Origin of the sequence: Luteitalea sp., assembly GCA_009377605.1 — a bacterium.
Classification (GTDB): Bacteria; Acidobacteriota; Vicinamibacteria; order Vicinamibacterales; family Vicinamibacteraceae; genus WHTT01.
Genome location: WHTT01000057.1, coordinates 21,649 through 41,752, shown reverse-complemented (window position 1 = coordinate 41,752; position 20,104 = coordinate 21,649). Strand labels below are relative to the sequence as shown.

At 63.8% G+C, this 20,104-nt stretch carries 17 protein-coding genes; 5 read left to right on the top strand and 12 right to left on the bottom strand.

What is annotated here, in order from left to right:
• The 10 genes from GEV06_18395 to GEV06_18350 all read right to left on the bottom strand — a co-directional run.
• Positions 1–550: AMP-binding protein (locus GEV06_18395; GenBank protein ID MPZ19861.1), on the bottom strand; the 550-nt coding region annotated here is incomplete at its 3' end.
• Complete coding sequence (locus GEV06_18390; protein ID MPZ19860.1) at positions 540–815, bottom strand: acyl carrier protein; 276 nt, start codon at positions 813–815, stop codon at positions 540–542. The genes GEV06_18390 and GEV06_18395, both read right to left, overlap by 11 nt.
• Entirely contained in the window at positions 815–1,651 is an 837-nt protein-coding gene (locus tag GEV06_18385) for a DUF3473 domain-containing protein (protein ID MPZ19859.1), read from the bottom strand. The genes GEV06_18390 and GEV06_18385 overlap by 1 nt, the downstream gene beginning before the upstream one ends.
• Positions 1,652–1,678: 27 nt before the next feature.
• Entirely contained in the window at positions 1,679–3,067 is a 1,389-nt protein-coding gene (locus tag GEV06_18380) for a TIGR03013 family PEP-CTERM/XrtA system glycosyltransferase (protein ID MPZ19858.1), read from the bottom strand.
• 135 nt (positions 3,068–3,202) lie between these two features.
• Complete coding sequence (locus GEV06_18375; GenBank protein MPZ19857.1) at positions 3,203–4,216, bottom strand: polysaccharide biosynthesis tyrosine autokinase; 1,014 nt, start codon at positions 4,214–4,216, stop codon at positions 3,203–3,205.
• A gap of 16 nt (positions 4,217–4,232) precedes the next feature.
• On the bottom strand, positions 4,233–5,879 hold the full coding sequence (locus GEV06_18370) for a hypothetical protein (GenBank protein ID MPZ19856.1): 1,647 nt from the start codon (positions 5,877–5,879) through the stop codon (positions 4,233–4,235).
• A 38-nt stretch (positions 5,880–5,917) separates the two neighbouring features.
• Positions 5,918–7,300 (bottom strand): hypothetical protein, encoded by a 1,383-nt coding sequence (locus tag GEV06_18365; protein MPZ19855.1) that lies wholly within the window; start codon positions 7,298–7,300, stop codon positions 5,918–5,920.
• Positions 7,301–7,413: 113 nt separating this feature from the next.
• The gene (locus GEV06_18360) at positions 7,414–8,094 is read right to left on the bottom strand and encodes a sugar transporter (protein ID MPZ19854.1); all 681 of its coding nucleotides are present in this window, start codon (positions 8,092–8,094) and stop codon (positions 7,414–7,416) included.
• A gap of 29 nt (positions 8,095–8,123) precedes the next feature.
• On the bottom strand, positions 8,124–9,152 hold the full coding sequence (locus tag GEV06_18355) for an AAA family ATPase (GenBank protein MPZ19853.1): 1,029 nt from the start codon (positions 9,150–9,152) through the stop codon (positions 8,124–8,126).
• Between the two features lie 2 nt (positions 9,153–9,154).
• Positions 9,155–10,225, bottom strand: coding sequence for an AAA family ATPase (locus tag GEV06_18350; protein MPZ19852.1), 1,071 nt, complete (start codon positions 10,223–10,225; stop codon positions 9,155–9,157).
• Between the two features lie 657 nt (positions 10,226–10,882).
• Between GEV06_18350 and GEV06_18345 the strand changes: the two genes are divergently transcribed.
• The 3 genes from GEV06_18345 to GEV06_18335 are packed head-to-tail and all read left to right on the top strand — an operon-like array spanning position 10,883 to position 13,307.
• On the top strand, positions 10,883–11,710 hold the full coding sequence (locus GEV06_18345) for an inositol oxygenase (protein ID MPZ19851.1): 828 nt from the start codon (positions 10,883–10,885) through the stop codon (positions 11,708–11,710).
• A 29-nt stretch (positions 11,711–11,739) separates the two neighbouring features.
• Complete coding sequence (locus tag GEV06_18340; protein MPZ19850.1) at positions 11,740–12,738, top strand: hypothetical protein; 999 nt, start codon at positions 11,740–11,742, stop codon at positions 12,736–12,738.
• The gene (locus GEV06_18335) at positions 12,735–13,307 is read left to right on the top strand and encodes a leucyl/phenylalanyl-tRNA--protein transferase (protein MPZ19849.1); all 573 of its coding nucleotides are present in this window, start codon (positions 12,735–12,737) and stop codon (positions 13,305–13,307) included. The genes GEV06_18340 and GEV06_18335 overlap by 4 nt, the downstream gene beginning before the upstream one ends.
• A gap of 95 nt (positions 13,308–13,402) precedes the next feature.
• Here the strand turns inward: GEV06_18335 and GEV06_18330 are convergent, their stop codons facing one another.
• Positions 13,403–13,981 carry a hypothetical protein gene (locus GEV06_18330; GenBank protein ID MPZ19848.1) on the bottom strand — a complete coding sequence of 193 codons (579 nt, stop codon included), beginning with the start codon at positions 13,979–13,981 and terminating at the stop codon, positions 13,403–13,405.
• Between the two features lie 676 nt (positions 13,982–14,657).
• Between GEV06_18330 and GEV06_18325 the strand changes: the two genes are divergently transcribed.
• On the top strand, positions 14,658–16,394 hold the full coding sequence (locus tag GEV06_18325) for a beta-xylosidase (protein MPZ19847.1): 1,737 nt from the start codon (positions 14,658–14,660) through the stop codon (positions 16,392–16,394).
• Between the two features lie 15 nt (positions 16,395–16,409).
• Positions 16,410–18,734, top strand: a complete 2,325-nt coding sequence (locus tag GEV06_18320) for a family 3 glycosyl hydrolase (GenBank protein MPZ19846.1) — start codon at positions 16,410–16,412, stop codon at positions 18,732–18,734.
• Here the strand turns inward: GEV06_18320 and GEV06_18315 are convergent.
• Positions 18,695–19,867 (bottom strand): L-rhamnonate dehydratase, encoded by a 1,173-nt coding sequence (locus GEV06_18315; protein MPZ19845.1) that lies wholly within the window; start codon positions 19,865–19,867, stop codon positions 18,695–18,697. The two genes, GEV06_18320 and GEV06_18315, sit on opposite strands and share 40 nt — an antisense overlap.
• Positions 19,868–20,104: the final 237 nt, after the last annotated feature.

The window sequence follows — 20,104 nt, the reverse complement described above, 5'->3', positions numbered from 1 at the left end:
CCATGTTCAAATGCGTGAGCATGACGCCTTTGGGGTGACCGGTCGAGCCGGACGTATAGATCAGCGCCGCGAGATCGATGTCGATGCAACGCTTCTCTGGCGGGTCGCTCCACTCGTCGCGGCTGCAGACGTCTTCCAGCGCGCTCACCGCAAGGCCGTCACCCCGCTCCGTGCCGCGCGGCGCGGCGACCAGCATCGCGCGAAGATGCGGTGTGCGATCCTTCGTCTCTTCGAGCACCTGACTTCGCCTGACGTCGGTCACCAGCGCCGCCGCGCGCGAGTTGCTCAAGACGAACGCCAGCTTGTCGGCCTTCGTCGTCGGATTGACCGGCATGAGGACGCCGAAGATCGAGACTACCGCTTCGACGGAGCTCTCGAGATAAATGGCGACGCGGTCGCCGCGGCAGACGCCGTGTTGCACGAGACCGTGCGCCACACGGTTGGCCAGGCGATCGAGCTCTGCATAGGTCAGCCGGCGCTCGCCCACGACCAGGGCGGTCTTGTTGGGGAGCCGGCGAGCGCTGTGCTCGAGAAACTCCTCAACTTGCAAGCTGTCCTCCTGCGTCGTCGAGCTTGCGCTGCACGAACGCGCTCAGGCGGTTGAGCGTGTCGAGGTTGGCTGGCACCAGCTCATCGTCTTCGACCTTGATTCCGTACCGGGTCTCCAGGAAGCCGATGAGCTCGAGGACGCCCGTCGAATCGACGATCCCCTTGTCGATGAACGAATCATCATCGGACAAGCTGCCATCATCCTGCCCGAAGAGAAAGTTATCGACAACGAAGTGGCGAAGTTCTTGTTCGAGCTGCATGGGCATCACGATTCGAAACTTTCGAGGACTCTCCGCATGGGAGCAAAACGAAAATCGCGCATCAGTTGCACGAGGCGTTGCTCGGTGCGGTGCAGGTTGCGATAGTGCCGCTGCCGCGAGAGCCAGCCCGCCCGCAGGCGCGGCTGATCCGGATCGATCTCCCATGGATGCAAGTAGAAGAACACAGGCTGTCGCTCGCCCTGGTTCACCCGCCGAAGGCCCCACGCCGTGTAGCGATAGGGGAGGAGCCGGAAGTATCCGCCACCCGCGATGGGCAGATTGAAGCGCGTCAGACGGACCGTTGACGGCGGCGCTTCCAGAAGGCTGCCGGATGCACGATGCAGCCGGTGCATGTGTCGAGGCGCGTTCGGGATACCGTACCGGTCGTGGCGGATTGGGAAGATGCTTGCGTCGTACGTATGGCCTTCCTCGACGAGCACATCCAGCGCCCAGAGCGAGCGTGTCGTTATCGAATAGCTGGGCGCACGATAGCCCTCGACCGGCGACGCGACGATCCCTTCGAGCGTAGCCTTGGCTCGCCTGATATCCTCGCGAAAGCGGTCCGCGCTGAGGTCGTACACCAGCTCGTGTGCGTAGCCGTGTGAGGCAACCTCGTGGCCCAGCGCCGCGATGCGCCGCACGAGAGCCGGGTGTCGATCTGCTACCCAGCCTAGTGTGAAGAACGTGGCCGTAACACCCGCCGTGTCGAACAGCGTGAGGAGCCGCTCCGTATTCGCCACCACTCGCGACTCGAACGAGTCCCAGGCACTGCGCGGCGCCGCCGACGCGAGCGCCGAGACGTGGAAGTAGTCTTCCACGTCGACGCTCATCGCGTTGACGATCGGCCCGGCGTGCCGTGTCGTGTTCATTTACGTCCCTCGCCCGAGTAGCACCGTCTTCAGCGTCGCGAACAGGATGAAGGCGTCCAGGGCAATCGAGAGATGTTTGACGTAGAAGAGGTCGTGTTGCAGCTTCTCCATGGCGTCTTGGACCGACGCGCCGTAGGTGTAGCGGACCTGCGCCCATCCCGTAAGGCCTGGCCGGATGACGTGGCGCTGCCCGTAGAAGGGGATGCGCTTGGTCAGCTCGTCAATGAACTCCGGCCGCTCCGGACGAGGACCAACGAGGCTCATCTGGCCGCGAAGCACATTCCAGAGTTGGGGAAGCTCGTCGAGGCGCGTGACGCGCAGGTACCGACCAATGGGTGTCACGCGGGGGTCGTTGAGCTGCGCCCAGACGGCGCCGCTGGTTGCCTCAGCATCGACGCGCATGGAGCGGAACTTGACCAGTGTGAAGACGGTACCGCTGCGTCCGACGCGATTCTGACGGTACAGCACAGGCCCTGGCGAGCTCAGCTTGACGGCGAGGGCGACGAGAGCGAGGAGGGGAGCTGCAACGATCAGTCCGACTAGCGCCGCGCACACGTCCATACCGCGCTTGCACATCAAACTCACCGGACGCCGATTGAAGCCGCTCGAGAAGACGAACCAGCTCGGCCTGAGGTTCTCGAGCGCGATCTTGCCCGTGTACTGCTCGTAGACCGTCGCGAGATAATCGAACGTCACACCGCGCTTCATCTTCATGTCGAGCAGATCGTCCATCCGAAGCTTTCCGCGGGAGTCCGCCATGCTGACGACAACGCGGTCGACCTCCCGCGCGTGAACGATATCTGGAATGTCTGCGGGAGTACCGATGATTCCAGGATTCAGAAGCGGGGCGCCCACGCGGGTGGAATCGGGATCGACGAAGCCGACGATCTCGACACCGAGCTCGTGGCGGCGCTGGAACAGCTCACGGGCGAGCTGAACGGCCGCCGGGTTCGTTCCCAAGATCAACAGGCGCTCGCTCGGGCCGAGATACGCCGAGAGCCGCTCGAACAGCAGCCGCCAGCCGGCGACGAGCACCAGAATGAAGAAAGTCGCAATGATGAAGACACCGCGGCCAATGACCAGAACCGGAAGCCAGTAATAGAGGAGGGCGAGGAGGATGCACGCCGCGCCCAAGGCCTGGACGAGACCCACCAGCCGGACGCGCTGGTCGCGTAGCCTGCGCCAGTCGTACATGTCGGAGTAATAGAGGCAGAGCTGCAGCACGGCCGCGACGACGCTCGCGGACCAGCCGTAGTGGCGGAAGAACAGCGTCCAGTCTGACGGGATGCCGAGCCTGATCACGGCAGCCGTAAGCACAGAGGCAACGATCAGCAGGTGCTCGACCACAACGAGCGCTGTGCTTCGCCGGGTTAGACGCGTCAGTAACATAAGGCCTGCATAAAGCGTTACGGGGAGCCTTCAGCTCCGCCCTAAAGTTTCTGCATTTCAATGGCGGCCCTGAAAGGGCCATCTCCACCGCAAGGTGTCGAAATTGGCGGTAGGGCGGGGGCCAAGCCCCGCCGCTCAGGACTCAGCGCTGTACCGGCGCTCGTAGTACTCCGTTTCCTCCCGCGTCGTCGACCCATTCAGCACCACACCCAGAATGCGATCGCGGCCCACCGTGTCGACGGCTTTGCTCACGACCTTGTAGGGAGTGCGCTCGGCGAGGACGACGAGCAGCGCCCCATCGACCATGTCGGCGAGGAGATTGGCATCCGCCAGGAGGCCGATCGGAGGGGTGTCGAGGATGACCCAATGAAAGCTGGTCGATGCCTCGTCGATGATGCTGCGCATACGGTCAGAGGTCAACGAGCTCATCGGATCGGCGTTCGGTCGGCCCGCCGGAAGCAGCGTGAGCGTGTCGGTGACCCGCAGCGTCGAGAGCTTTTCGTCAGCGGCCGCCTGGAGACCCTCGTTGAGCCCAGAGATGTTGGGAACCTGAAAGATCTCGTGGAGCGAAGGACGCCGCAGATCTGCATCGATGAGCAGAACGTCCCGCCGATACGACTCGCTCAAGGTCAGCGCGAGATTGGTGGCCGTCAGCGTCTTGCCGTCTGCGGCCATGCCGCTCGTCACCATGATGACCTTGATGCCGTCCGAGAGCTGCGCGTGGTGGAGCGTGGCCGCCAGTTTGCGGAACTGCTCTGCCAATGCCGGCGTCGTGTGATCGTTGACCACCAGGCGATCGAGCACACTGGGATTGAAACCGCGAAAGACCGCAAGCTCTCCGGCTTCGCCCGATTGTCGAGGAGTACGGCGAACCCGAGCCGCTCGCGACGCCGACGCTCTCGCGTGCCGTCGCCCCTCGACTGCGCCCGGGGCAAGGCCGTCGGCGACGCCCGGCCCAGATCCTTCACCGGTGCCGTCGTCGTGGCTCGGTGCAGGCACGTCGATCGATGCCCGACCAAGGAGCTCGTCACCTGGGAACACCCACGGCGACGTCGGTGGTGCGCTCGTCTGACCGTCGCCTTCCTCACGCTCCAACGTCGACGCGCCGCCGGTGCCGGCGCGGCGAAGTGCTTCATCGATACGACCCATGTAAAAATCCTTCCCGCTATCTCACGAACTTCCACAGCTCGAGAAACCAGAACGTGCCGCCTGCAACCACCAGGGCGCCGACGGCGGCCGAGGTCACCAAGAACCGCCGGCGCGCCTCGCGCATCCGCTCGGCACGCGTTGCGACATGCGGAATGACCGCGAGAACCGGCAGCGCCAGCACGCCGACCACGTCTCCGTCCGTGCGAAAGCTGGAGTCACGCCACTCGAAGAGGGCGACCAGCGCCAGCCCGAGCAGCAACCCAGCAGCGAGGCCGGCGACGCTGATCTGAAGACGGTTGGGGCTCACCGGGCGCGTTGGCAGCCGCGCGGCATCGATGATCCGAAACTGCTCGCTGATCTGCCGCCGCTCCAGATTCATCGCCACTTTCGAGTTCTCGCTCTTTTGCAGCAGCGACCTGTACTGGCGCTGCAGCGTCTCGTAGTCGCGGGTCAGCCGTATCCACTCCGATTCGAGGCCAGGCACCGCCTCGAGGCGAGCCTCGTACTCGGCGATCCGCCCGCGAATTCGCTCCTCCTCCGATTCCCTGAAGCCGATCTGGCGATCGAGCGCTTCCATTTCTGCGCGCGTCTGACGCAACCGCTCTTGGCGTCGTTCTTCCTCTGGCGTGAGCGCCGGTTGCACATTTGGGTCCGGCGGATTCTTGGCGTCCTCCGCCACCTTGCGCTCGAGATCGCCGATGAGACGCTTCAGCCGCACGATGTCCGGGTGCTCCGGCTTCAGGCGCAGCTCCGCCTGACCGAGCGCGGTTTTCGCCGCAGCCAGTTGCTGCGATGCGGGCCCACTCGTGGGTACCGGCAGACCTTCTGGCACGGTGACGCCGGACTCTGACTCATCCTCAGACGAGGCGCTTTCGGTCTCACCCTCTTCGGCGGTTGTCGACGTAGTCTCTTCTGCCGCTGCGTCGCCGTAGAGCTGCTGGAGCATCAGCCTGCGGGAACGATGGCCCTCCAGTGTCTGGAGCGTCGACTGCAGCTGCATGTGCATGCCGTTGATGGCCTGCAGGTTGGACTGCATCTGTGTGGGCAGGCGTCCGGCGTGTTGCTCGCGAAACTGCTCGAGCTTCTTCTCCTGAGCTTCCAGCCGGGCCCGCGCGTCCGAGAGCTGCGCATCGAGGAACTGATTGGTCGATTCGGCGGCTGATTCGCGCTCTTGCGAGTTCTCTTCGATGAACAGCGAGGCCAGGCGCTCGGTGACACGCTGGGCGAGCTGCGGATCCGGGTAGGTGAAGCGGACATGGAACGTCTCACCCGCCTGCCGGCGATTCGTGGAACCGATGGCCTGGACCTCGATGATGTTGCGCATCGAGTCGACAACATCTTCCATCGGGGCAACATCCTGGAGCGTCCCATAGAGGCCGAAATCCTGGATAATCCGCTCCAAACGGGTGCGGCTGAGAATTTGCTGTGTCAGGCTGCGGAGGCGCTCTTGTACATTCGAGGTGACGGTGGACTGCACGTACGAATCAGGGATCCGCTGAGGTATCACGCCAATGAGCGCCTGAGATTGATAGAGGTCAGGCTTCGACCGGGAGTAGAGCAATGCGGCAAAGCTGCAGACGAACAGCGGAACAAGGATCAACCAGCGGCGCTGCCACACGAGCGAGAGCACGTCTTCGGGGGTGTATTTACGACCGGGGAGCATGAGTTCGTCCGTTTCCTGTGACGGTTTCCTACTGGTCCTTACTGGCGGATTCCGCGGGACCGGCCTGCCAACGGGACCCAGAGCGACACACCCACCCGCACGGCATTGCGGTCGAAGGTTGGGGGGAAGCCCGGGGCGGGAGACGACGGATCTGTAAATTGGTAACGGTAGTATGAGTACTGGGAGAAGATGGCGGCGTGTCGAGTAAGCGCGACGCGGACCTGCGCCGAGGCGCTATAGGTTCGGAGCTGATCGACCTCACCGTCGTCACCCCGACGTGGTCGACCCTGCGAGAATCCGCCCGCGAAGCCGACGTCAACCCGGCGCGTCAGGTAGCCGTTGAGCGTGACGTTTGCCGTATCTGTGAAGTAGGTCTCGCTGGTCACACCCTCGAGGAGCGTGACGCCACGCCGATAGTTTGTCCCGAGGGTCCAGCTCCGCGCGATGTCGATCCGAAAGGCTGCCTGCCCGAACGGCTTCCAATATGTGAGGGGTTGCTGTTCTTCTCCCCGAGATAGCGTCTCGACGTGTATCCCACCCAGGCCGAAGGAAAAGAACATGCTGCGCGACGGCGAAAGCCGCTTCTGGAACTCCGGTCCCCCCTCAATGGTGTGTGTGGTCGCAGGCCGCTCACGCGCGTCATAATCGAAGAACTGTCTGTCCGAGAATTGATAGCTCGCGCGAAATCCGTGTCTGCGGCCGAAGTTACGATGATAGCTGGCACCGGCTCGGTGGGCCTGATTGTCTCCGCGATCGTCGCCGGCGAACTGCCGCCGCGAAAAGTTGTAGGAGACGTTGGCGGAATCGCGCCGGCCCAGGCGTGTGCCCAACCGAACGGAGGAGTTCGTCATCCAAGAACGCCGCTCGAACAATCCGCGCTCGGGGGAGTTACTATCCGGCGTGCCGCCTGGACCGACGATGGGCTCGAGCGGACTGAACGAGCTGAAAGTAAAGAAGGGATCCGAGCTGACGCTTTGCGAGAGGTCAAGCGCTCCCCGGCGCCCGAGTGTCCTGTGTACCTGCCCGCTGAATTCCCCGCCGGTGCTCGCTCCGATGTCGAGAGCACTGTACCCGTTCACGTAGCCTCGACCCTGCAGCGAGAACCAATTGTCGCTGCGGCCGCGCCAATAGCGCAGCGCCGCATTGGCCGCTCCGTTGTAGCCACTCTGCTGCAAGCGCACGTCCACCGGCGGCGCCACGGTTCCCTGGGGCCGCACCGTGTCGTCGTATCCGCCAAGCAGGCCAACGGTCAGGTCGAGCTCCTGGCGCAGCCGCTCCCCCCGCGGTCGAGGATAGCCGCCATAGATGCCGTAGACGTCACGCTGCTCGGGCAACTGAATCTGAGCTGCGGCGGACGCCGGTATCGCCACGACCACGCTCGATGCGATTAGAACGATTAGAAAGCGACAGAAGAAGTGCATGGTACTTTCGTGAATCTCAAGTAGCGCAGGCCTTGAGGCCTGCCCGCGGTAGGCAGGGCTGAAGCCCTGCGCTACGTGGACGTGCGGTGTGGCAACAGAAGTGAGCGCCGGGCTCAAGGTACGATGATCGTGTCACCGGGCCTGAGGCGGATGTTCTGCTCCATGTTCCGGCCACGCGCCACATCCTTGTAGTTGAACTCCACGATCTCACCGTCCTGCCGCATGATCTTGATGTCGTCGGCGTCGGCGAACTCCGAGAGGCCGCCCGCAATCGCGACCAACTGCAGCACCGTGAGCGGCGTCGTCAACGGGTACGCACCGGGTCGCCCGACCTCGCCGTTGATGAACACCCGCCGGCTGTTGATCTTCCGGACCACAACCGTGACAGACGGGTCTTGGATGTACTTGCCTGCCGCCTCTTGAACCTGTGCGCGCAGTTGGTCTGGCGTCAGGCCCTCCGCCTGGACGTCCTGGAGGAGTGGCAGCGTGATCATCCCGTCCGGGCGGACCGTCACGTCGCCGGACATCTCCTTCTCGCGCCAGAACACCACGCCGAGGACATCTTCGGCCCCAATCACGTAATCCGGCGGTGGCGCCACGGTCGTGTCGGCCGCCGGCGCCTCGTCTCCGTTGCCGGCCGCCGGCTCGGTCGGGGCAGGGCTCTCCTGCGGCTGGGTCGGTTGACCCGCTTGCGGCGTCGGCGACTGGCCCGCCGCTGCCACAGTAGAGCAGAGTAGGAGCGCCGCAACGGCGCTCACGAGGGCCGTGACGCGAGGACGATCAGGGATACTCATTTCATCACCACAGTCGGGCGTGGCCCGTTCTAAAAGAAGAAGAACTTCCGCTTCTTCACGTCTTGGCCAAACGTGGGCACGCGAGGCTCCACATTGGCTGGCTGTTCGTTCGACAGAGCGGTGTCGGGCTGGATAGCTCTGGCCCCGGCCCCCGCGCCGTCGCTGACCGCGCGACGCGGCTGGCCGTTGCCACGCTCCGAGGAGGCATTGCCCTGCCAGGAGCCCGGCTCGTCGAACTGCTCCGGCGCCCTGATGTCGAAGTCGCGGCAGATCTCCCGCACGATCTCTTGGTCGATCGGCTTGACCTGCGCGGCGAACCCGCCCAGCAACGCGTTGTCGCAAATCACGTTGATGATGCGCGGCAGCCCCCCCGACGCCTCATAGATGTTGGCGACGGCCTCACGCGTGAAGATCTCGCCTGCGTTCCCGCCCGCCACGCGAATGCGGCTCGCCACATACACCGCCGTCTCGCGTAAATCGAGCGGCGTGAGCTGCCAGCGCAGCGTGATTCGTTGTTTGAGCTGTCTCAGCGACGACCGGTTCAAGCGATCCGCCAGCTCGGGCTGGCCGACCAGCACCAGGTTCAAGAGCTTGACGGTGGACGTCTCGATGTTCGCCAGCAGCCGGACCTCCTCCAGGAGCTCGTCCGGCAGGCTCTGCGCCTCATCGATGATCATCGTCGTCAGCCCGCCGGCCGCGTGCCGCTCTTGAACGGTTCGCTGAAACTCGATGAGAAACCGTGCCTTCGATCGCGCCGCGCCCTCGCTCATCTCGAACCCGCGTGCGATGAACTCGTAGAATTCCGCACGCGTGAGCGTCGGGTTGCTCAGGAGCACCGTCCGGTTCTCCGGACGCGACTCTTCGGCGAGCGCGGCGCGCACGAGCGTTGTCTTGCCCGTGCCGGCGTCACCGAGCAGCAGCGTCAAGCCCCGGGGCGCCGAGATGCCATAGCGCAACGTGCTCAACGCTTCGCGATGGCGCGGCGTGAGAAGGATGAAGCGGGGGTTCACCGCGAGGTCGAACGGCCGCTCCCGGAGACCGAAAAAGGATTCATACATACTTACTGTCGATAATCCTTGAAGGGCAGTTGACAGTCGTGCTTCCGGAGAAAGTTGAGGAACCGCTTGTAGTCGCCCTGATCCATGTTGAAGAGGCGGCAGACGATCTTGTAGTTGCCGCGCGCCGTCTCCAGGCCCCGTCGCACCACCTCGCGTAGGTTGGCGCGCGTAATCTCCCGATTCATGTATAGGGGATACACCGCCGTCCAGAACGACTCGCGCTCCTCGATCAGCCGCTTGTAGAGATCGTCGGCAACAGTGCGCCGGCGTTCCCGCTTCGGCCGGACAGAGACGCCGCGCTGCGCGCGAATCTCGATCGGAAGATCTTCCAACCTGACCGTCTCGCACCGCCCGGTCACGACGATGCGCTCGATGACGTTCTCGAGCTCGCGGACGTTGCCCGGCCAGGAGTAGTCGACCAGCGCCGTGAGCGCATCGCTCTCGAAGCCGCGAACCGCGTGGCCATTCCGCGCGGAGAAGCGCGAGAGAAACAGCTCCAAGAGCGGCGCGATGTCGTCCTTTCGCTCACGCAGCGGCGGCACCCAGAAGTGGATCACGTTGAGCCGATAGAAGAGATCTTCGCGAAAGTGTCCCTGCGCGATGAGATCCTGCAGGTTGCGGTTGGTCGCCGCGATGATGCGCACGTTCACCACGCGGGCGCCACGGTCGGCACCCACCTTCTGGATCTCGCCTGTTTCGAGGAAGCGCAGGAGCAGTCCCTGCATGCGGAGGGTCATCTCGCCGACCTCGTCGAGGAAGATCGAGCCCTCGTGTGCCGATTCCAGCTTGCCCGGCTTATCGCGGTACGCGCCGGTGAAGCTGCCCTTCACGTGGCCGAACAGCTCCGACTCGAGCAACGTCTCCGGCAATCCCGCGCAGTTCATGGCGATGAACGGCCGGGCGGCCCGCGCGCTGTGCACGTGGATGGCGCGTGCGACGAGCTCCTTACCGACGCCGCTCTCGCCGGTAACGAGCACCTTGGCGTCAGACCTCGCGATGTGCTGGAGCTCCCGGTTGAGCTCGATCATCGAAGGGCTGATGCCAATCAGTTCCGACTGATCCGTGTGCCTCATGACTTCTGGCTCTCGCACCTACTAAGGTCGCTTCGGACACCGGCGTGCTCCGCTCGCCGGCCGGTGGAATGGACTGCCGCGGCTCGCACGACGAGCGTCGACGGGGGAGGGCGCACTGACGCGCGCACGTGGGTTAATCGGTCCGGTGTCACCGGTCGCGCCGGGGTTACAGGGCGCGGGACGTGCCGGAGGTTGCTCATTCGAGGGATCATTAGTCGCTAAGATTGCTGCCGAGCGGGCCCTGCCACGTGAGGCCGGCCGTGCGAGGCAGCCAGAAGACTCCGTGTCTTGTGCAAAAAAGTCGCCACACAGGCTTCCCCATGGTGGATAACGCTTGTCAATCTATTGTCGAACAAGGGGTTTATACGGATGGGCCTGTTGGGTTAAGTTCAGCCGCCCAGACGCTATAAGACACCTGTAGAGTAGACTAAAGTCCGCCTGGTAGTGGCTTGGCTCAGCCTTGAAGGCGAGGAATATCTTACACTGTATCCAACTTCTTCACCCTACCACTGACCACTGGCCACTGACCACTGGCCCCTGGCCACTACCCTCCGGGGTAGGGCTGTCTCGCCGAGGCGGCCGCGTCCGCTCCGCGCCGAAGAAGGCGCCCGTCCCCTTTTCTGCCGTCTTGGAGTACGCTGAGGAGTCGACAGATATATGGCGGAGGACGCCGTGCAGGAACCGCAACCGCTGAACAAAGTCAATCAACCGAAGCTGGCCGAGGAGTTTCGCAACTATGCGGCGGAGGAGCGCGAGTCGGTACGAGCATTCTATCGTCTGAACCACGCGCACCAGACCCTCGACTTCGTCCTGGGCAGGAAAGCGGAGTATCTTCCGCTCAACCGCAAGCGCATGCGCGCCTGGGAAGCGTTGGAGTTCCTCGATACATTGGTGGACGACAGCGACCCGGACATCGATCTCACCCAAATCGAGCATGCGATGCAGACGGCCGAGGCCATCCGTCGCGCCAACCAGCCACGCTGGTTCATCGTCACCGGCCTGATTCACGATCTCGGCAAGATTCTGTGTCTGTTTGGCGAGCCCCAATGGGCCGTTGTGGGCGACACGTTTCCCGTTGGCTGTGCCTTCTCGGAGAAGTGTGTTTATCCTGAGCTCTTCGAAGACAACCCTGACCGGCGCCACCCTGTGTACTCGACGCAGTACGGCATCTACCGAGAAGGGATCGGCCTGTCGAACGTCCACCTCTCGTGGGGGCACGACGAGTACCTCTTCCACGTCATGAAGGATCGCCTCCCGGAAGAAGCGCTCTACATGATCCGCTACCACTCGTGCTATCCGTGGCACAAGGGAGGCGCGTACGACTATCTCACGTCCGATACGGATCGGCGGATGAAGAAGTGGGTCAAGGCGTTCAACCGTTTTGATCTGTACTCGAAGGGCGATGGCAAGCCAGACGTGGAGAGTTTGACCCCGTTCTATCAGGACCTGCTCGACGAGTTCTTCCCAGAGCCACTTCACTGGTAGCGCCTCCTCCGGGCACTGCTGGCGGCCACGTGACAAGACTGAGCGTCAACATATCGACCGGTGTCGCATCCGAGACGGCGCTGACCTGGGCGCTGCTCGGCTTGACCCTCGTCGTCGGTCTCATCGCGGTGCTTTGGGCGCGCTCGCTCGGTCGAGCCCGCCGGGCGCAGCAGGCGGAGGTCGAGCGGATCACACATCTGCAAGCCATGTTGCTGCAGGCCCATGCGCACCTCGGAGCGCAGGCGCTCGAGCGCGCACGGCTGCACGAGGCGGCCGAACGCGCGCAGGCGACGGCGGAAGCGGCGAGACTCGCCAAGGATGAGTTCTTGGCGGCGCTCTCCCACGAGCTGCGGACGCCGCTCAACGCGATCTTGGCCTGGGCACAGATGCTCCGGGCGGGCCGCGTCGAGCCGGAGGTGGTGCCGCGCGCGCTGGAAGCCATCGAACAGAACGCGCGCGCACAGGCTCGTCTCGTCAAGGATCTGCTCGACGTGTCCCGCATGGCGCGGGGACGGCTCCAGCAGGCGTGGGAGGCCGTGGACCTGGGGGCGTGCCTCGACGCGGCGCTCGGGACGGTGCGGCCAGCCGCCGACAACAAGCGCCTCACGCTGATCGTGCGCCGGGAAGAGCGCGGGGCCCGCGTGCGCGGCGACGCTGCGCGGCTCCAACAGGTCTTCTGGAATCTGCTGACCAATGCCATCAAGTTCACGCCCACTGGTGGACGTATCGATATCGCCCTCGGCTACACGGCAGAGGAGGCCATCATTCGTGTGACCGACTCCGGTGACGGCATCGAGCCAGGACGGGTGCCCGCGATGTTCGAACGGTTCTCTCAGGCTGATTCGTCGCGATCACGGTCGCAAGGCGGTCTCGGCCTTGGCCTCGCGATCGTGCGACATCTGGTCGAGGCCCACCAGGGATCGGTCGATGCAACGAGCGAGGGACGTGGGCACGGCAGCACCTTCCTGATCCGGCTGCCCTTGGATCAGAGCGTGACTGCCGGCGAGGAGACGAGCGTCGATTCATGATCGACCCCGACCTCCTGCTTCGGGCCTACGCCTCCGGCTGGTTTCCCATGGGCACCGACGCCCGCCGCGGCGTTGAGTGGTTTTCACCGGATCCGCGCGGAATCCTGCCGCTCGACACCTTTCACGTACCGACGCGCCTCGCGCGCGTCGTCCGACACGGCACGCTGGACGTCGGTGTGAATCGGGCCTTCGAGGCGGTGATGCGGGCCTGCGGGCGCCGACACGAAACCTGGATCAATCAGGAGATCATCGAGAGCTACACCGAGCTCCATCGTCTGGGCTTTGCGCACTCGATGGAGGCCTGGCGCGGGGATCGGCTCGTCGGCGGCCTGTATGGCGTGAGTCTCCGCGGCGCGTTCTTCGGCGAATCGATGTTTCACCGGGAGACCGATGCTTCGAAGGTCGTGCTCTGCGCACTGGTCGAGCGGTTACGAGCACGCGGCTATGTGCTCCTGGACGTGCAATGGGTGACATCGCACCTGGAGCAGTTCGGTGCGGTCGAGATCCCGCGCCAAGAATATCTCGCGCGACTACGGGAGAGCGCGCGCCGGCGCTGTGTCTTCGCGTGATCGTTGCTGCGCCTTACCTTTGTTGTGCCGCGCAAAAGAAAAGGCGCCACGGGGCCTTGCCCTGTGGCGCCTCCACTCCATTCGGTCTGGAGACGTTAGTTGCCTTCGCAGGAGTCGGAGACGAGCTGTGCGGAGGCCGGTGTAAAGGTCTTACCGCCCCCGACGGCGCCAGCCTCGGCGACAGCCGATTCTCCGCCTTCCGGCTCGTCCGCCCAGCTGCCGCTCACCTCGACGGTGCTACCAATGTGATCGGCCAATGAGCTCATGTCGACGCCCTCAGCGGCCTTGAGCGTGACGTCCTCGGCCGCGTCGGCATCCGCCTCGCCGCCCTCGGACGACACCACCTTGGTCAGCTTGAAGGTGCCTTCTTCCTCCCCCTTTTCGAGGCAGCCCTTGATCGTGGTCCCGCCCAATGCAGCCTCCGGCGCCGGGCCTGCCTCGGCGGGAGCTCCAGGGTCGGTCGGAGGAGCTGGCTCTGTGGGTGGCTGCTCCGGAGCCGGTTCGGTGGGCGGCGCCGGCTCCGGCTCCGCCGGTGGCTCTGGTTGCTGTGGCGGCTCCGCGGGCTCTTGGAGGGCCACCTGACTCGCAGCGGCGCTTGCCGACTGGGTCGTCCCAGCCGCAACCGCAAACGCACTCGCAGCCAGGATACACGTGCCAATGAGGATCCGCTTCATAACGGTCGTGCTCCTTTCGCCTCGAGGATTCCGTCTCGAGGCTGAGCCCTCGCCCCCCTTTCGACGGGGCGAGAGCTCGGGGTTGTGTGCCCGGAAGGGCTCGTTCCGGCCCGCCTCATGCGTGGCCGAGTCAGCGTCGACTCTTCCAAGGGCAAAACCCGGACCAGGTCAGAGCGCACCAAAAGAATGCCAGGAAAATCGGCTTGGAATGGGAATCGGTGATCCTCACCAGTGCTAGTGTGGAGCTTGTTGTGTCGTCACATCCGCATACAGAGATGGGGCCACCGTGTAGGTATGACGCGAATGTGAGTCGCAAAGCACAGCCACGGATTTCGTCACGCTCGAGCAAAGGGCGAGAGCAGCGCTCGGCTATCCAGCGTGGGCTGTCGATGTCCATACAGATCTAGCGAGAGCCTGGACCACGGATCTGCCCCCGACTGAGGGTGAAGGCAACAGCCTGCGGAGTACATATTGGTAAGACCATAAGGGCGTTCTGGGGGATAACGTACTGATTATCGCCTGATATCGACCAATCCTGCATTTGACTTCACCTCACATTGGTCGTATCATTCCCGCCTCGCGCAACATATCTCGGAATCTTGGAGACCGGTCTCCAGTTCCGCCCACGACCCACTCGAGGACACCCATGATGCTCGAGAGACATCGCCAGCCCGCCATGACCGCGGCGACCCGTCGCGGCGTGGCGGCGCACACCGTCGCACGTCTAGCGCTCGCGGCCGGTTTCAGCTTCCTCGCCTTGGCTGGCGCACTGACCGCAGCTCCCGGGACGCTCCAAGCGCCCCAATCCGACACGTTTCCGGTGGCGATCCACGTGGATGCCGGCAAGGAGCTGGGCGCCCTGCGCCGCATCTGGCGGTTCTTTGGTGCCGACGAGCCCAACTACGCCTACATGAAGAACGGTAAGAAGCTCCTCACCGAGCTGGGACGGCTGTCACCGCAGCAGGTCTACTTTCGGACGCACAACCTACTGACCTCTGGCGACGGCACGCCGGCGCTGAAGTGGGGATCGACCAACGCGTATCGTGAGGATGCGCAAGGCAACCCCATCTACGACTGGACGATCCTCGACCGCATCTTCGACGCGTATCTGGAGGGGGGCGTCAGGCCCTACGTCCAGATTGGCTTCATGCCAAAGGATCTGTCGGTCCAGCCGGAGCCGTACCAGCACAAGTGGACACCGAAGGCCAAGTACGACGAGATCTACACCGGTTGGGCCTATCCGCCCAAGGACTACGAGAAGTGGGGAGATCTCGCGTACGCCTGGACCAAGCATGTCATCGAGAAGTACGGCCGCGAGGAAGTGGAGCAGTGGTACTGGCAGGCGTGGAACGAGGCGAACATCGGTTACTGGCGCGGCACGCCGGAGGAGTTCCACAAACTGCACGACTACGCCATCGCGGGAGTGCGCCGGGCGCTCCCGACGGCGCGGGTTGGCGGTCCTGACACGGCTGGCCACGGCGGAGACTTCATGCGCAGCTTCATCGAGCACGTCCTGCGCGGCAAGAATCACGCCACCGGTCGTACGGGGACGCCGCTCGACTTCGTGTCGTTCCACGCCAAGGGACGCCCCTCGTTCGAGGACGGTCACGTCCGCATGGGGATTTCCAATCAGCTCGCCACGATTGACGAAGGCTTCCGCCTGATCGCCTCGTATCCAGAGTTGAAGTCCACACCGATAGTGATTGGCGAGTCGGATCCCGAGGGCTGTGCCGCGTGCCAGGGGGAGCAGCTGGCGTACCGCAACACGACGATGTACTCGAGCTACACGGCGGCAAGCTTTGCGCGGAAGCACGACCTCGCGGACCGCTACGACGTCAATTTCGAAGGTGCCCTCACGTGGGCCTTCGAGTTCGAGGACCAGCCGTACTTCGCTGGCTTTCGCTCGCTGGCGACAAACGGCGTCGACAAGCCGGTCCTGAACGTCTTTCGGATGTTCAGTCAGATGGGCCGCCGGCGCGTGGCGGCGACCAGCGATGCCGCCGTACCGTTGGACGAGATCATCGAGAACGGGGTCCGTGGACAGCCGGATGTGTCCGCGCTCGCGAGCCGCGACGATGATCGAATCACCATCCTCGCGTGGCACTACCATGACGATGACGTGCCGGGGCCAGCGACGGAAGTAGAGCTGACGATGGACGGCCTACCCGAGACGGAGCAGCCGGCGCGCCTCAGCCACTTCCGTGTGGACGCCGAGCACAGCAACGCCTACACGGCGTGGCAGCGCATGGGCTCGCCGGCAAAACCGGACCAGGCGCAGTACGCCGCGCTCGAGAAGGCGAGCCAGCTCGCGTTGATGGATGGGCCGTCCACGATCGACATTGCACGGTCACACGCCACGGTCCGCTTCACACTGCCACGCCGTGCGGTCTCCCTCTTGGTCATCGAGTGGTGAAAGGCTGCCGACGCCATGAAGCGCTTCTGGCCAGCGATTCTCATCGTGATCGTGACCGCTCCGCTCGTGGTGAGCGGTCAGCAGCCCATCTACCTCGACCCGTCGCAGCCAATCGACCAACGAGTCGAGGACCTGATGCGGCGCTTGACCCTGGAGGAGAAGACGTCGCTGCTGAGCACGACCGCCCCCGCCATCGAGCGCCTGAAGATTCCCGTGATGAATGGCTGGAACCAAAGCCTGCACGGGATCGTCTGGACCAAGCCGACGACGATGTTCCCGGTGCCGATTGGCATGGCGGCGACCTGGAATCCGCAGTTGGTGCACGAGGTGGCGGCCGCCATCGCCGACGAGGGGAGGGCTGTCCACAACTACTGGCCCACCGTCAGTGGCACGACGGAGCCAGACCCGCGCGGGCAGCTCGTGACAACGACGGCGAGCGGGGAGCGCGTACGGCACAACGGCCTGGTCTATCGCTCGCCGGTGATCAACATCAGCCGCGACCCGCGCTGGGGCAGGATCTGGGAGGCGTTCGGCGAAGACCCGTTCCTGGTGTCACGGATGACTGTCGCGTACGTGAAGGGCATGCAGGGGGACCACCCGAAGTACCTGAAGCTGGCGTCGACGCTCAAGCACTACGCGGTCAACAATCAGGAGCGCGATCGAATCAAGCTCGACGTCGACGTGAGCGAGCGCATGCTGAGAGAGTACTTCCTCCCTCATTTCAGGGCGGGGATCGTGGAGGGGAAGGCACAATCAATCATGTCGTCCTACAACGCGATCAACGATGTGCCGGGCGCCGAGCACAAGTGGCTCCTGACCGACGTCCTCCGCGGCGAGTGGAAGTTCGATGGGTTCGTGGTGCCCGATAGCGGCGCCGTGCCCCGCCTGGTGACCGGGCACAGGAAGTACACGACGATCGAGGAAGCCGCCGCGAAGACGATTCTCGCGGGTAGCGACCTCGACAATCGCGACTACGCGATCGTGCTGCCGAAAGCCGTCGAGCAAGGGTTCCTGACCGAGAAGGACATAGACCGGGCTTTGCGCAGGGTTCTGAAGGTCAGGCTCCGGTTGGGGGAGCTCGATCCGCCCGAGATGGTGCCTTACACCAAGATTTCTCCGGACGTGATCGATTCCCCAGCGCACCGGCAGCTCGCGCTGCGCGCGGCCCGGGAATCGATCGTGCTGTTGACCAACGAGGACCACTTCCTGCCGCTGGACAGGAACAGCCTCGAGACCATCGCGGTGATTGGCCCCTTTGCCGATTTCGCCCAGACGGGACCGAACTATACGGGGCTGTACTCGACGTTCGTCAAGCCACTCGACGGCATTCGGCAGGCGGTGGAGACGAGCGCTCGGGTGCTCTATGCACGCGGCAGTGGCATCGTGGAATCGGAAGATGCGGAGGCGAATGCGGCCGAGGCCGTGGCCGTGGCGAAGAAGGCGGACGTCGCCATTCTCTTCGTCGGCACCAACGAAATGCTGGAGCGGGAAGGGCTCGACCGCTCGTTTCTGGGCCTGCCACCGGTACAGATGGATCTCGCGCGAAGGGTCTTGGATGCCAACCCCAGGACGGTGATCGTCCTGCTCAACGGCGGCCCGGTGTCACTCGTCGGTGGCGGAGGCGATGATGAGCCACTCGCGGCGCCGGCAGTGCTCGACATGTTCTGGGCGGGTGAGGAAGGAGGCACCGCGATTGCCGAGGTGTTGTTCGGCGACTACAACCCGGGTGGCAGACTGCCATATACGGTGTACGACAACAGGGCCGCCTCCAATTCGGGCTCGGGGGACACCTTCGAACAGCTGCCTCCTATGGATGAGTACGACGTCACCAAGGGATTCACCTATTTGTACTACGATGGCCAGCCGGAGCATGCGTTCGGCCACGGGCTCAGCTATACCACGTTCGACTATACGAACTTGAGCTTAGGCTCCACGCGGATTCCGGGCGACGGACGAGTGCAGCTTCAGGTGGATGTGCAGAATAGCGGCCAGCGCGCCGGTGACGAGGTCGTTCAGCTCTATGTGCACGACGTCGAGGCCGGCGTGAAACGTCCGACCAAGCAGCTCGTGGCGTTCGAGCGACTCGCGCTGCAACCTGGCGAGAAGAAGACCGTCAGCTTCACCGTGTCAGCCGAACATCTGGCGTTCTGGGACACACCGAAGCAAGCGTGGGTCGTGGAGCCGGGAGCGTTCGAGGTGCTGGTGGGCAGCTCGTCGGAGGACATCCGCCTGAAAGGCCGGTTCGAGGTGACGACGCCTGGTGAACGGACGGCGGGCGAACAGGCCTCGCGCACTTCTGCTTACTCCATGACCTCGAATCGGTCGAGGGCCGCTTCCTGAATCGTCACGCCGAAGCCGGGTACGGTGTCGTCGAGATCGATGAAGCCGTTCACCGGTGTCGGCTCACCTTTGAAGATGTACCAAAAGAGCTCGTTGCCCACCTCGACGTTCACGACCGGAAAGAACTCCGCCATGGGAGCGTTCAAGCTGGCCATCACCACGTGAAAATTGTGCATCTGGCCGGCGTGGGGGATGACCGGCACAGCGTAGGCCTCCGCGAGCGCGGCAATCTTCCGCGCCTGGCTGATGCCGCCTACCCGGTTGGTATCGAACTGAATGTAATCAACCGCGTGCGCATCCAGGAGCTGGCGGAAGCCGTACAGCGTGAACTCGTGCTCACCGCCAGCGATGGGCACCGTGCCGAGCGCCTTCAGCGCGGCGTAGCCGGCAATGTCGTCCGGAATGACCGGCTCTTCCAGCCACCGTAGCTGATAGGGCTCGAGCCGTGGCAGCATGCGGCAGGCATAGTCGAGCGTCCAGCCCATGTAGGCGTCCGCCATCAAGTCGATGTCGTAGCCGATCACGTCTCGTACGGTGCGCACCAGCTCCACGTTCTTCTGCATCCCGGCGGCTCCGTCCACCGGTCCCCAGCCGAAGCGGAGCTTCATCGCTCTGTAGCCATCCCGCTTGTAACCCTCGGCTTCAGCCGCGAGCTGTTCCAGCGGCTGGCTGTACAAGCGGCTGGCGTACACCGGAATGCGCTTCTTGGTTCGACCTCCCAGGAGGCGAAACACCGGCTGCCCGAGCGCCTTCCCCAGCAAATCCCAGATGGCGATATCGACGGCGCTGATCGCCGCCATGCCGATGCCCTTTCGACCGAACGCCATCGTGTGGCGATACATGCGCTGCCACAAGAGCTCGGTGTCGAATGGGTCCTGCCCGATCAAGAGCGGCTCGAGATAGAGGTCGATGACCTGCTTCGTGACACGTGGCGCGAGTGCCGCATTGCCAATGCCGACGTGACCATCGTCCGAGAAGATCTCGACGATGAGCCAGCCGTGGAAGCGGAAGCCGGCCATCGAATCCCCATCGAGGTTGAGGAGGTCCATGGGATTGGTGCAGAAATGCGGCTGAGGAGAGACGTGCTCCCCGCGCCATTCAACTACCCTGGTGCGCATCTCTGTAATCTTCATCTGGCTGCCTTCCGGTCCGTCCCGTTTGATCGTCGTAATGGTAGAACCAAGTAAGGGATCATTGGAAGTGTTTTTCGGGGCTTTGAGGCCGCCACTCACGGGGCATCCGTCGCGGAACGACTGGCAGAGTAGAGCAAAATGGCCTATGAATAGGCACTGGATTGCTGCGGTCATTTCCCGTTGACACCCGCCTTCTATTGGTCGTATCATTACGCCTTCAACACTCCCTCTGGACTG